The organism is Streptomyces sp. NPDC107454, from assembly GCF_055582885.1.
The window spans coordinates 108139-120614 of record NZ_JBVJPA010000007.1; the positions used below are offsets into that span (position 1 = coordinate 108139).

General features: G+C 71.2%; 12 protein-coding genes. 1 reads left to right on the top strand and 11 read right to left on the bottom strand.

Annotation, left to right across the window (positions count from 1 at the left end):
- Nucleotides 1–95: 95 nt before the first annotated feature.
- Genes ACZ69M_RS18720 through ACZ69M_RS18740 form a run of 5 tightly spaced genes read right to left on the bottom strand, consistent with a single transcriptional unit; the run spans nucleotide 96 to nucleotide 5625 of the window.
- Nucleotides 96–1571: an HAD-IA family hydrolase gene (locus tag ACZ69M_RS18720; RefSeq protein WP_470051130.1), complete on the bottom strand. Its 1476-nt coding sequence runs from the start codon at nucleotides 1569–1571 to the stop codon at nucleotides 96–98.
- A gap of 45 nt (nucleotides 1572–1616) precedes the next feature.
- Nucleotides 1617–2693: an ABC transporter ATP-binding protein gene (locus ACZ69M_RS18725; protein WP_075027524.1), complete on the bottom strand. Its 1077-nt coding sequence runs from the start codon at nucleotides 2691–2693 to the stop codon at nucleotides 1617–1619.
- A gap of 3 nt (nucleotides 2694–2696) precedes the next feature.
- Nucleotides 2697–3575 (bottom strand): ABC transporter permease, encoded by an 879-nt coding sequence (locus ACZ69M_RS18730; protein ID WP_470051132.1) that lies wholly within the window; start codon nucleotides 3573–3575, stop codon nucleotides 2697–2699.
- The gene (locus tag ACZ69M_RS18735) at nucleotides 3560–4471 is read right to left on the bottom strand and encodes an ABC transporter permease (protein ID WP_470051134.1); all 912 of its coding nucleotides are present in this window, start codon (nucleotides 4469–4471) and stop codon (nucleotides 3560–3562) included. Before ACZ69M_RS18735 ends, ACZ69M_RS18730 begins: the two co-directional genes overlap by 16 nt.
- Nucleotides 4468–5625 (bottom strand): ABC transporter substrate-binding protein, encoded by a 1158-nt coding sequence (locus tag ACZ69M_RS18740; protein ID WP_470051136.1) that lies wholly within the window; start codon nucleotides 5623–5625, stop codon nucleotides 4468–4470. The genes ACZ69M_RS18735 and ACZ69M_RS18740 overlap by 4 nt, the downstream gene beginning before the upstream one ends.
- 212 nt (nucleotides 5626–5837) lie before the next feature.
- Here ACZ69M_RS18740 and ACZ69M_RS18745 point away from each other — a divergent pair, with 212 nt between their 5' ends.
- The gene (locus ACZ69M_RS18745) at nucleotides 5838–6578 is read left to right on the top strand and encodes a GntR family transcriptional regulator (RefSeq protein ID WP_470051138.1); all 741 of its coding nucleotides are present in this window, start codon (nucleotides 5838–5840) and stop codon (nucleotides 6576–6578) included.
- 135 nt (nucleotides 6579–6713) lie between these two features.
- On the opposite strand, the gene ACZ69M_RS18750 is transcribed toward ACZ69M_RS18745, so the two are convergent.
- The 6 genes from ACZ69M_RS18750 to ACZ69M_RS18775 all read right to left on the bottom strand — a co-directional run bounded on the left by ACZ69M_RS18750 (nucleotide 6714) and on the right by ACZ69M_RS18775 (nucleotide 12427).
- Nucleotides 6714–7166, bottom strand: a complete 453-nt coding sequence (locus ACZ69M_RS18750; protein ID WP_015661832.1) for an Lrp/AsnC family transcriptional regulator — start codon at nucleotides 7164–7166, stop codon at nucleotides 6714–6716.
- A 10-nt stretch (nucleotides 7167–7176) separates the two neighbouring features.
- Nucleotides 7177–8643, bottom strand: coding sequence for an amino acid permease (locus ACZ69M_RS18755; protein WP_470051140.1), 1467 nt, complete (start codon nucleotides 8641–8643; stop codon nucleotides 7177–7179).
- A gap of 307 nt (nucleotides 8644–8950) precedes the next feature.
- Nucleotides 8951–10393 carry a GuaB1 family IMP dehydrogenase-related protein gene (locus ACZ69M_RS18760; RefSeq protein WP_470051692.1) on the bottom strand — a complete coding sequence of 481 codons (1443 nt, stop codon included), beginning with the start codon at nucleotides 10391–10393 and terminating at the stop codon, nucleotides 8951–8953.
- Between the two features lie 107 nt (nucleotides 10394–10500).
- Complete coding sequence (locus ACZ69M_RS18765; protein WP_470051142.1) at nucleotides 10501–10887, bottom strand: barstar family protein; 387 nt, start codon at nucleotides 10885–10887, stop codon at nucleotides 10501–10503.
- On the bottom strand, nucleotides 10884–11315 hold the full coding sequence (locus ACZ69M_RS18770; protein WP_470051694.1) for a guanyl-specific ribonuclease: 432 nt from the start codon (nucleotides 11313–11315) through the stop codon (nucleotides 10884–10886). Before ACZ69M_RS18770 ends, ACZ69M_RS18765 begins: the two co-directional genes overlap by 4 nt.
- A 68-nt stretch (nucleotides 11316–11383) precedes the next feature.
- A complete protein-coding gene (locus ACZ69M_RS18775) occupies nucleotides 11384–12427 on the bottom strand; it encodes a sugar-binding transcriptional regulator (protein WP_470051144.1) in 1044 nt (347 codons plus the stop codon).
- Nucleotides 12428–12476: the final 49 nt, after the last annotated feature.

Below are 12476 nucleotides of genomic sequence, written 5' to 3' on the forward strand. Positions count from 1 at the left end.
GGTTACCCATCGGTGTTACTCGCTGGTAGCGGGCGCGGATCAACCTACGTGATGGCGCGCCCGCACCGCAATGGTTTCCTGGACCGCCGCTCGGTTCAGACGGCGAAGGTGGTGAGGACCGCGGCGTGGTCCGAGGGCCAGTCGTTGCCGGCGACCTCGGGCCAGGGGCGCGGCGTGCCGGTGACGAGCGCCCGGGAGTCGAGCACCGTCAGTCCCCGGTGCAGCACGAAGTCGATCCGGTCCTGCGGCTCGGGCCGCCCGCTGCCGTCCTCGTGCTCCACGTGGACGGGCGACCAGGTGTGGCCGGGCTCCCGCACGGGGTCGGGGTGGGCCTCGCGGTAGGAGTCGCGCAGGCCCGCCTCCTCGGCGGCCCGGGTCACGGGCCACTCGACGTCCGGCCAGTCCAGGTGCGAGGGCGCGTTGAAGTCACCGACCAGGACCACGGGGACCGCCTCGGCCGCCGACTCGGTGATCCGCCGCAGGATCTCCCGCATCTGCTCCAGCCGGACACCCTCGTGGGCGATCAGCTCGGCCGCCGGGAGCCCGTCGAAGCGGGCCTCGTAGGGTCCGTACGGCGTGTAGTCGAGGTGGGCGCTCCAGACGTCCACCTCCTGGCCACCGTCCAGCCGGACGCGTACTCCGGTGCCGCCGTAGAAGCCGACGTCCGGGTCGCCGTGGCGGGCGGTGATCGGGTAGCGGCTGATGACGCCGAGGTTCTCGCCGGCCCGGTGGTGGTGCCAGCCGAGGGCCTCGGCGAGTTCCTGTGCCGAGGTGCCGTACGTCTCCTGGAGGCCGACCACGTCCGCGCCCGTCTCGGCGATGACCTTGAGCTGCTTCTCGCGGTGGTCGTCGACCTTCGTCCCGCCGTACCAGAGGTTCCAGCTCATCACCCGCAGCTCGCGGGGCGCGACCATGGCGCGCAGCCGGGCCGGGGTCACCTCCTCCAGGCTGGTCAGGACGGTGCGTCCGGGTACGGAGTCGATCGGCGCGAGCGAGGGCACGGCGAGCACGGCACACCCCGCGGCCTCGGCGGACGCCACACCCGTCTCGGTGTCCTCCACGGCCACACACGCGGCGGGATCGACGCCGAGGGCTTGGCAGGCGGCGAGGTAGGGGTCGGGGGCGGGCTTGGTGCGTTCGGTGTCGTCGGCCGTGACGGAGACCGCGAAGTGTTCGGCGCCGAGGGCCGCGAGGACCGTGTCGGCGACCGCGCGCGGCGACGCGGTCACGAGGGCGGTGGGGACACCCTCGCGGACCAGTTCGCCAAGGAGCCGCAGCGCACCCGGGCGGGGCACGATCCCGGTGCGGACCCGGTGCGCGAACTCCCGGTGCAGCTCGGCGGCGATCTCCCCCACCTCGGCGCCCGTGATCCCGCCCAGCCAGCCGGCGGTGTACTCGACGGGCCGGCCGAGCACCTCCGGCTGGTCGGCCCCGGTCAGCCGGCGCCCGAGCCCCTCGGCCACCTGCTCCACCGCCTCCCACCACAGCCGCTCGGTGTCCACGAGCGTGCCGTCCATGTCGAACAGGACGGCCTGGAGGGGGAGTCGGGGGGAGGTGGTGCGGAGGGTCACGGTGCTCTCTTTCACTCGGCGTAACTCAGTGGGGGGATGCGTCGGTTACTGCGTGCGCTCGGCGACCAGCACCGGCCGCTCCGGCAGGCTCACCGTCACGGCGGCGCCCGAGCCGAGCCCGGCGGCCTCGTGCGTGGGCAGGTCGGCCTTGACCTCGGTGGCGTCCGGGAGCCGGACGGTGACGCGGGTGGCGGCGCCGAGGAAGGCGGTGGCGACGACGCGGGCGGTCCCGGCCTCGTCGGCCCGTACCCGCACCGCCTCGGGCCGTACGAGCACGTCGATCTCGGTCGCGGCGGGCGCGTCCCCGTCGACCGGCAGCCGCTGTCCGAGCACCTCGGCCACGCCGGAGTCCAGCCGCCCCGGAATCCGGCTCATCGTGCCGACGAACTCGGCGACGAAGGCGGTCGCGGGCCGCCCGTACAGCTCGGCGGGCGCGGCGCACTGTTCGAGCCGCCCGGCCCGCATCACGGCGACACGGTCCGCCATGGACAGCGCCTCCTCCTGATCGTGCGTCACGAACAGTGTGGTGATGCCGAGTTCCTGCTGAAGCCGGCGGATCTCCTCGCGCAGGGTGAGCCGCACCTTGGCATCCAGGGCGGAGAGAGGCTCGTCGAGCAGCAGCACGCGCGGACGCAGGGCGAGCGCGCGGGCCAGCGCGATGCGCTGCTGCTGGCCGCCGGAGAGCTGGTGCGGGAACCGCTCGCCCTTGTCGGCGAGGCCCACGAGGTCGAGCAACTCGGCCGCGCGGGAACGCCGTTCGGCAGTACGCACCTTGCGCATCCGCAGCCCGAAGGCCACGTTGTCGAGGGCGCTGAGGTGCGGGAAGAGGCTGTAGGACTGGAAGACCATCCCCGCGTCGCGGCGGTGGGCCGGGACCCGGGTGACGTCCTCGCCGTCGACCAGCACCTCGCCGGAGTCGGGGTGTTCGAACCCGGCGAGCATGCGCAGCGCGGTGGTCTTGCCGCAGCCGGAGGGGCCGAGCAGGGCGAGGAGTTCACCGGGACGGACGGTCAGGTCGAGGCCGTCGAGGGCGACGGTCGGGCCGAACTCCCGACGAAGGCCCCGGAATTCGACGGTGGCGGCCTTGGCGTCGGCGGCCTTCTCAAGCGTGGTGACGGTCATGGTTCATCCCCGGGATGCGGAAGCGGAACGGGAGCGCCCGCCGAGCCCGGCGAGCGAGAGGAGCAGGGCCCAGGTGACGAGCAGGCTGAGCACGGAGACGGCGACGGAGAGCTGGGCCTGCGAGCCGCCGACGCTGTAGATCCACACGGCGAAGGGCTGGAAGCCGAGCAGCTGGGCGACGGTGAACTCGCCGAGCACCAGGGCCAGCGTGAGGAAGGAGGCGTTGAGCAGCGCCCCGCGCAGATTGGGCAGCACGACCCGTACCAGCGCCTGCGGCCAGTTCGCCCCGCAGCTGCGCGCGGCCTCGACGAGGGTGCGTACGTCGACGGCGCGCAGCCCGGCGTCCAGGGCCCGGTACACGAACGGCAGCGCCATCACGACGTACGCGAGGACCAGCACGAACGGGAAGCCGGGGTTCTGGAGGGCCACGAACGTCTCGAACAGCGGGGTGCGGGAGAGATGCTCGGGTCCCCACTTGAGGACCGTGGCGATCCCGGCGACGAAGGCGATCGGCGGGACGACCAGCGGCAGCGAGCAGATCACCTCCACCACCGGGCGCAGCCTGGGCGCGCCGAGCCGCAGCGCGACCATCGCGGGCACCATCAGCAGCAGGACCACGGCGATGGTGGCGGCGGCCAGTTCCAGCGAGAGCAGCAGGCTGGAGCCGAAGCCGTCGGCGGAGACGATCTGGCGGTACGCGTCGAAGGTGATCCCCTGGTTCGGCACGTCGACCGTGAAGATCACGGACGCGGCGAGCGGGACCAGGAAGTAGAGCCCGGCGCAGACGAGGACGACCCCGCGCCAGGGACGTACGCGTACGGACTTGTTCGCCCCGCGGGCGGGCTTCGGGACCCGAGCGGGATTGTTCAGGCTTCCAGCCATCGCGCGCTCCGTCGTTGCAGGGGCAGGTACACGGCCATGACCAGGCCCGCGATGAGGACCATGTCGAGGCTGAGGGCGAGCGCCACGTTCTCCTGGCCGACCAGGACGTTGCCGGAGATGGCGTCGGCGATCTGCAGGGTGACCAGCGGGACCGCACTGCCCACCATGGCCGCCGCGGTGGCGTACGCGGCGAAGGCGCTGCCGAAGAGCAGCACGAGGCCGCCGAGCAGGGAGGGCGTGAGGACGGGGAGGGCGATGTGCCGCCAGTACTGGATTCCGGTGGCGCCGTTGTTCTGCGCCGCCTCGCGCCACTGGGAGCGCAGGCCGTCCAGGGCGGGCGTGATGGTGAGGACCATCAGCGGGATCAGGAAGTACAGGTAGACGATGACCAGGCCCCAGAAGCTGTAGAGGTTCCAGCCCTTGTCCTTCAGGCTCAGGTGCTCGGTCAGGACACCCGCGTTGCCGAGGGTGGCGACGAACGCGAAGGCCAGCGGGACGCCGCCGAAGTTGGCGAGGACGCCGGACGCGGTGAGGACCGCCTCGCGCAGGGCGCGGAAGCGGGAGGTCACCACGGCCTGCGCGAGCGGCAGTCCGAGGAGGGTCGCGATGCCCGCGGAGACCGCGGACAGCTTGACGCTGCCGATCAGGGCGGTGAGGTAGGCGCCCTGGAGCGAGTCGGTCAGGTTGGCCGTGGTGTACGAGGTGGCGCCGGTCGTCTGGTCCTTGACGGTGAAGGCGCCGTTGAGCATGGCCAGGGCGGGGATGCCGAAGGCGATCGCGACGAAGACGAGCAGCGGGAGCACGGCGAGCCAGCCGGGGGCGCGGCGCCGCCGCCGCTGGGAAGCGGCGGCGGCGGGCGTCACGTCGGCCTCGGCCTCAGTGAGGACGGTGGTCATCCGGAGACGGCCTTGCCCCAGCCCTGCGCGAGGACCGTCTTGGCCTTGGCCTGCTGGGCCTCGGTCGGGAAGCTCGGCGTGCCGGACACCACGGGGAGCTTGGCGGCGGCGGTCTTGTCGAGGGTGCCGGCGGTCTGCATGGCGGTCATCAGGGCCGGGCGGGCGTAGCCCTTGAGCCAGAGGTTCTGGCCCTCGGCGCTGTAGAGGTACTCCTGCCACAGGCGGGCGGCCGCCGGGTGCGGGGCGGCCTTGTTGATGGCCTGGGAGTAGTACTGGGAGAACTTGCCGTCCGAGGGGACCGTGACCGTCCAGTCGACGCCCTTGGACTTGAACTCGTCGGCGTAACCGGCGTTCAGGTAGTCCCAGTCGATGCTGATGGGGGTCTCGCCCTTCTCGACGGTGGCCGGGGTCGACTCGACGGGCGTGTAGTTGCCGTTCTTCTTCAGCTTGGCGAAGAAGTCCAGGCCGGGCTGGATGTCGTCGAACGAACCGCCGGCCGCGAGCGAGGCCGCGTACACGCCGCCGAAGGCCGAACCGGACTTGGTCGGGTTGCCGTTGAGGGCGACCTGGCCCTTGTACTCCGGCTTGAGCAGGTCCTTGAAGGTCTTCGGGCACTCCTTGACCTTCTTGGCGTCGCAGCCGATGGAGATGTAGCCGCCGTAGTCGTTGAACCAGCGGCCCTGCGCGTCCTTCTGCCCCTCGGGGATGTCGGCGAAGGCGGTCACCTTGTACGGCGCGAGCAGCCCCTGCTGGGCGGCGCTGAGCGCGAACGAGCTGCCCAGGTCGAGGACGTCCGGGGCACGGTCCTGCCCCTTCCTCGACGTCACGGCGTTGATCTCGTCCTGGCTGGAGCCGTCCGGGTTCTCCACCTCGATCTTGATGCCGTACTTCTTCTTGAAGCCGTCGATCAGGGCGCCGTAGTTGGCCCAGTCACGGGGCAGCGCGATCGCGTGCAGCGTGCCCTCCTTCTTGGCGGCCTTGACCAGGGCGTCGAGGCCGCCGAAGTCCGCGGCGGAGGTCGCGGTGGCCGCGCTCTTGCCGTCGGCGGTGGTCGACTTGTCGTCAGGGGCCGCGCCACAGGCGCTGAGGGCGAGGGCGGCGGCGACGGCGAGGCCGCCGGTGAGGACGGCGGTCCTCGGCAGGAACACGGTCACGGTCTCTCCAGGAGTACGCACGAGGGTTTGAGTAGTGCGGCGAACTTGTCTGAACAAGTTGGCCTCAGTAGGCCCGTCGCTGGTGTCCTGTTCGTAAACACTGGCGAAACGCTGCACCCTGATTCCCTGCACAATCCCGGGGCGCGCAGATCACCGTCCGATCTCGATTAGGCTGGTCACGCTGTGCACAGCAGTCGAATCAGAGGGGAAGCATGCCGGCGCGACACGAGGAGATCGCCGACGAGCTGCGGCGCGCCATCGACCGCGAGGAGTACACGGTGGGCAGTCTGCTGCCCGCGGAGACGGACCTCGCGGCCCAGTACGGCGTGGCACGCGGCACGGTCCGCCAGGCCGTCGCGGCCCTGACCGCCGAGGGCCTCATCGGCTCCCGCCAGGGCGCCCGCCGGGTGGTCCTCGCCAGCCGCCGCAGCCAGAGCTTCGCCGAACTGCGCAGCTTCGCCCAGTGGGCCCGCGCGATGGGCCGGGAGGCGACGGGACACGTCGTCGAGCAGGAGCACCGCCCGGCGACCACGGAGGACGCCGTACGCCTCCAACTCCCCGAGCAGACACCGGTGTTGCACGTCCTGCGGGTCCGCGGCCTGGACGGCGAGCCGGTCCTCCTGGAGCGGACCGTGTACGCGGACTGGATCTCCCCCGCCGTCGAGGCCATCGAGCCCGACTGCCCCTCGGTCACCCAGCGGCTCTACGAGGACACCGGCCTGGTCTTCGCCTACGGCGAGCACGTCATCGACGCGGTGGCGGCGGGCGCCCAGGACGCCGACCTCCTCGGCGTCCGCCGCACCAGTCCCCTCCTGAGGGTCCGCCGTGTCACCACCACCCGCGAAGGCCGCCCGGTGGAATGGTCCGACGACCGCTACCGCTCGGACGCGGTGAGCTTCAGCGTCCGCAACTCGATCGGCAACAACGCGCTGGCGAGGAAGACGGCGGAGTAAGGGCGGCTCGTAGGCGGGCGCAGGGGATAGCGCCCCGTTTTCAGGGGCGCGAGGCTGTGACATGCAGCGGCTCCGCCGCGGAGCGCGCCCAGCCACAACCAACCCGCACGCGGACAACGCACCCCGGCGAAGCGCCTACGTGGGCGACCCGGACGAAAACCGCCGCAGCAAAGGAGACAACACCAGCACCGACTTGGTCCGTTCGACGAACGGCTCCCCGGCAATGCGCTCCAACACCCGCTCGAAGTGCCGCATGTCGGAAGCGAAGACCTGCACCACCGCGTCCGCCTCCCCCGTGACGGTGGAAGCGGCCACCACTTCCTGATACCGCTCCAGCCCCCGCTGAATGGTCTCCGGCGAGGTGTTCCGGCGGCAGTAGATCTCGACGAACCCCTCCGTCTCCCACCCCAGCGCCGCCGGATCCACCCGCACGGTGAACCCGGTGATGGCACCCGTGGCCCGCAGGCGGTCCACCCGGCGCTTCACGGCGGGCGCGGACAGGCCGACCAGTTGGCCGATGTCGGCGTAGGAGCGGCGGGCGTCCTCGGCGAGGGCGTGCACGATGCGTTCGTCGAGATCGTTCAGCACTGCGGGTGTTTCACTTTTCTGATGGCGCGAGACGGGAGCGGCGGTAGCCGTAACTGAAGTAGAACACGAGCCCGGCGGCCATCCAGACTCCGAAGACCACCCAGGTGACGGCCGAGAGGCTGCCCATCATCCACACGCACAGGGCGAAGCCGATCGCGGGCATCACCGGCGACAACGGCACCCGGAAGGTGCGCCGCATCTCCGGGCGCGTCCGGCGCAGCACCACGACGGCCACATTGACCAGTGCGAAGGCGAAGAGGGTGCCGATGCTGGTGGCGTCGGCGAGCTGGCCGAGCGGGATCGCGGCGGCGAGGACACCGCAGAACAGCGAGACGATCACGGTGCCCGCGCGAGGCGCGCCGGTCTTCGGGTGGACGCGCGAGAACACCTTGGGCACGAGCCCGTCGCGGGACATCGCGAACAGGATGCGGGTCTGGCCGTAGAGCACGGTCAGGACGACGCTGGCGATGGCGATGACGGCACCGGCGGCGAGCAGCGTGCCCCAGAAGGTCTGCCCGGTGACGTTCTTCATGATCTCGGCGAGCGCGGCCTCCGAGTCGTTGAACTTCCGCCAGGGCTTGGCGCCGACGGCGACGGCCGCGACGACGACGTACAGCGCCGTCACGATGACCAGCGAGAGCATGATCGCGCGCGGCAGGTCGCGCTGCGGGTTCTTGGCCTCCTCACCCGCGGTGGAGGCGGCGTCGAAGCCGATGTACGAGAAGAACAGCGTGGCACCGGCGGCACTGACACCCGCCATGCCGAGCGGCATGAAGTGCTCGTAGTTGCCGGACTTGAAGCCCTGGATGCCGATCGCGCAGAACAGCAGCAGCGCGACGATCTTCACGGCCACCATGATCGTGTTGGCGCGCGCGGACTCCTTGGCGCCGCCGAGCAGGAAGGCCATGGCGAGCATCACGACGATCAGGGCGGGCAGGTTGAAGATGCCGCCGTCGCCGGGGGGTGCGGAGAGCGCGTCCGGGATGGTGACGCCGATCGTGCCGTCGAGCAGTTCGTTGAGGTACTCGCCCCAGCCGACCGCGACGGCTGCCACCGACACGCCGTACTCCAGGACCAGACACCAGCCGCAGATCCAGGCGATCAGCTCACCCATCGTTGCGTACGCGTACGAGTACGAGGAGCCGGCGACCGGGATGGTGCCGGCCAGCTCGGCGTACGAGAGAGCCGAGAAGAGCGCCGTGAGGCCGGCGATCACGAAGGAGAGGGTGACCGCGGGTCCGGCCTTGGGGACGGCCTCGCCGAGGACCACGAAGATGCCGGTGCCGAGGGTGGCGCCGATGCTGATCATGGTGAGCTGCCACAGCCCGAGGGAGCGCCTGAGCGAGCCTCCCTCGCCCTGGCCGCCCTCGGCCACCAGGCGTTCCACGGGCTTGCGGCGCATGAGGCGCGCGCCGACACCCGGGGACGGTGCGGCGGACTCTGTGCGGGACTGCGGGGGTGCGCCTGGATCGAGCACGCGGTGGCTCCTTCATCGCTGCCGGTCGATACGGCGGGAACCGGCGGCACCCCTGGCAGCAGGGACCCACCGAGCGGGGTCCCCGCCACGCCATGTACAGCGCTTGACCCTACGAGTCCGGGCTTCACGGGCGTAATGCGGCAACCTTGCGCATCTCCGCAAGATCGTTGCGTTCATCGCACCTCGGCGCGTGTTCGTTGCGCGGGGCCTTTCGATGGTTGCGCACGCCCCCGTACGGCGATCCGCGGCAGGTACGCCGACGGCCCCCGCGGGCGCACCACGGGGGCCGTACGACGGTGGAAAGGGGTCAGCTCCAGCTGGCGTGCAGGGGCTTGCCCTCCGCGTAGCCGGCCGCGCTCTGGATGCCGACGATCGCGTTGTCGGCGAACTCCTCCAGGGAGCCCGCGCCCGCGTACGTGCAGGAGGAACGGACGCCCGCGATGATCGAGTCGATCAGGTCCTCGACGCCCGGGCGGCCCGGGTCGAGGAACATCCGCGAGGTGGAGATGCCCTCCTCGAAGAGGGCCTTGCGGGCGCGGTCGTAGGCCGACTCCTCACTCGTACGGTTGCGGACCGCGCGCGCGGACGCCATGCCGAACGACTCCTTGTACAGGCGCCCGTCGGCGTCCTGCTGGAGGTCGCCCGGTGACTCGTACGTCCCCGCGAACCAGGAACCGACCATCACGTTGGACGCGCCCGCGGCCAGTGCCATGGCCACGTCGCGCGGGTGGCGGACGCCGCCGTCGGCCCACACGTGCTTGCCGTACTTCTTCGCCTCGGCGGCGCACTCGAGGACGGCCGAGAACTGCGGCCGACCGACGCCGGTCATCATGCGGGTGGTGCACATGGCGCCGGGGCCGACGCCGACCTTGATGATGTCCGCGCCCGCGTCGATGAGGTCCTTGACGCCCTCGGCGGCGACGATGTTGCCCGCGACGATCGGGACCTGCGGGTCGAGCGCGCGCACGGTCCTGATCGCGCTGATCATCGACTCCTGGTGGCCGTGCGCGGTGTCGATGACGAGCGTGTCGACGCCCGCGTCGAGGAGCTGCTTGGCCTTGCCCGCGACATCGCCGTTGATGCCCACGGCGGCCGCGATGCGCAGCTTGCCGTCGGCGTCGGTGGCCGGGGTGTAGAGCGTGGCGCGCAGGGCGCCCTTGCGGGTGAGGATGCCGGCGAGCTTGCCCTCGGCGTCCACCGCCGGGGCGTAGCGGCGGTTGGCGCCGTCCAGCTTGTTGAACGCCTCGCGCGGCTCGATGCCGGCGTCGAGGAGCAGCAGGTCCCGGGACATGACCTCGGCCAGCTGCGTGAACCGGTCTACGCCGGTGAGGTCGGCGTCGGTGACCACGCCGATAGGACGGCCGTCCTCGTCGACGACGACGCCCGCGTTGTGGGCACGCTTGGGCAGCAGCGCCAGCGCGTCGGCGACGGTCTGGTGGGGGGCCAGGACGATGGGGGTGTCGAGCACCAGGTGGCGTCCCTTGACCCAGGAGACGACCTCGGTGACGACCTCGATCGGAATGTCCTGCGGGATGACCACGAGACCACCCCGGCGGGCGACGGTCTCGGCCATCCGGCGGCCCGCGATCGCGGTCATGTTGGCGACGACCAGCGGGATCGTGGTGCCCGTGCCGTCCGGGGCACTGAGGTCCACGCCCTGCCGGGAGCCCACCGCGGAGCGGCTGGGGACCATGAAGACGTCGTCGTACGTCAGGTCGTACGGAGGCTGGATGTCGTTGAGGAAACGCACGTGCTGCACATCCCAGTCGATCAGAGGTGGCCCCCGGACAGGTCAGCCAGGGGGAAGAGCACGTACTTCATTGTCCCATGGCGACCTGCATGTGATGCCCGGACAGATCATCCAGGCTGGTCAGGGGGCAGTTGGTCGGATCCTCCAAGGGAGAGGACGACCGACAGCGTGGCGTCGTGCTCCTGGTAGTGCCCGGTGGCCGATTCCAGCACCTCCTGGGCGATCTCCCACTCGTCGGGGCGGGCCTTGGCGTAGTACCGCCAGCCGCTCACCAGGATGACGCGGCCCGGGCTGGCGGGACCCCAGTCGGGGTCGCCCAGGCAGTCCGCGAGGGCGTCCCAGTTCCGGCCGAACCATTCGGGCAGGTCGAGGGCGCGGACGCAGCGTTCCATGAAGGCCGCCTTGTCCGAGACTCCGGTGAGGTCGAGGACGCTGACCTGCCATCCGACCGCGCGCGCCGCGCGGAACACCTCCGCCAACGGGCCGTCCGTCATCTCAGCACCGCCCTGAACGACTTGTAGTGATCATCGGTGTAGTAGATCTCACCGCCCTGCCCGGTGACAATGCGACGGGCTCCCCGATCCTGTGCGCCGGGGGTCTTGACCGTGTACTCGTGGTAATAGCCGCGCTGGTGCTTGGGCAGCAGGCCCTCGAAGTTCCCGAAGACGATGCCGTCCCTGGCGTACGGGAAGGGGCCACCCTTGTCGATGAGGGCGAGCGTCGTGCGGGCCTCGGCGGGAAGCCGGGCCGCGTCGGCCGTCCCCATCCCGTGGGCCCAGGACGGAACCGCCGAACGGGCCGCCGACGGGGCTCCCGTCACCGCACCCGTACCGGCCGGCTCCGTCGACGAGCAGCCCGTCAGGAGCACGCCGAAACACAGAAACAGGCCCACGAGCGCCCGGGGCACCCACCGCACCACCACCATGCCGCCGATGCTGCCACGCCCCCCGCCGCGCGGCGCGGCGATACCCCGAAGCGCCTCCTATCGGGTCACGGACCGTCCGGGTCCGCCCGGTTCAGGGCGGGGCGGGGAGTCGTGCCCGCAGTCATCAGGTAGTCCGCTGCGGACGTGTCCGTCACCAGGCTGGTGACGAGCCCGGACCGCAGCACCGCGTCGATGGCGGCGGCCTTGCGCTGTCCGCCCGCGATCGCCACGACCTCGGGGATGCGCCGCAACCGGTCGGCCTCGACGGTGATGCACCGCTCGCCCAGGTCACGGCCGACCCGCCGCCCCTCGGTGTCGAAGAGGTGCGCGGACATCTCGGCGGCGACACCGAGGGTGGCGTAGTGGGCGCGCTCCTCCTCGGTGAGCATGTCGTGCACCGTCGAGATGCCGGGCTCCCAGGAGCCGATCGACACGCAGGCGACCGTGACCTTGTCGAAGTACTCGAAGGCACGGGCGATCCCGGTCTGGCTGCGCAGCGCGGCCGCGGTGGCCGCGTCGGGCAGCAGCATCGGCGCGTAGATGGGGTGGGCGTCGCCGCCCGACACCTGCGCGGCGCGGCGTACCGCCTCCACCGACCCGCGCTCCGCGGTCCCGGCGTCGTACACGCCCGTCAGCTGCACCACCGTGCACGGCGGGAGCCGGTCGAGCGCCGCCGCCATGTGGATGGTGGAGCGGCCCCAGGCCAGGCCCAGCACATCGCCCTCGTTGACCAGCTCACCGAGCAGGTCGGCGGCGACTTCACCGAGGTTCTCGGGGTCGGGCGACTCCTCGGCATCCGCCGGGGACTCGACCACGACGGCGTGCCGCAGGCCGTAGCGGGCGCGCAGCGCGTCCGAGCGCTCCGCGTCCAGCTCGGCGGGCACCCGGATCTCGATCCGCACGAGATCCCGTTCGAGCGCGGTCTCCAGGACCCGGGCCACCTTGAAGCGGCTGACGCCGAACTCCTCGGCGATCTGGATCTTGGATTTGCCCTCGAGGTAGAAGCGGCGGGCCATGGCCGCCGCCTGCACCAGCTCAGCGGGTCCCATCCGCATGGCTGACCGGCCCGCCGACATACCCGACACGGCGATCTCCTCACTGCTGTTCACACTCTGGATTCGCCGTTCATCCTTGCAGATCCGGCGTACTTGATCAGCC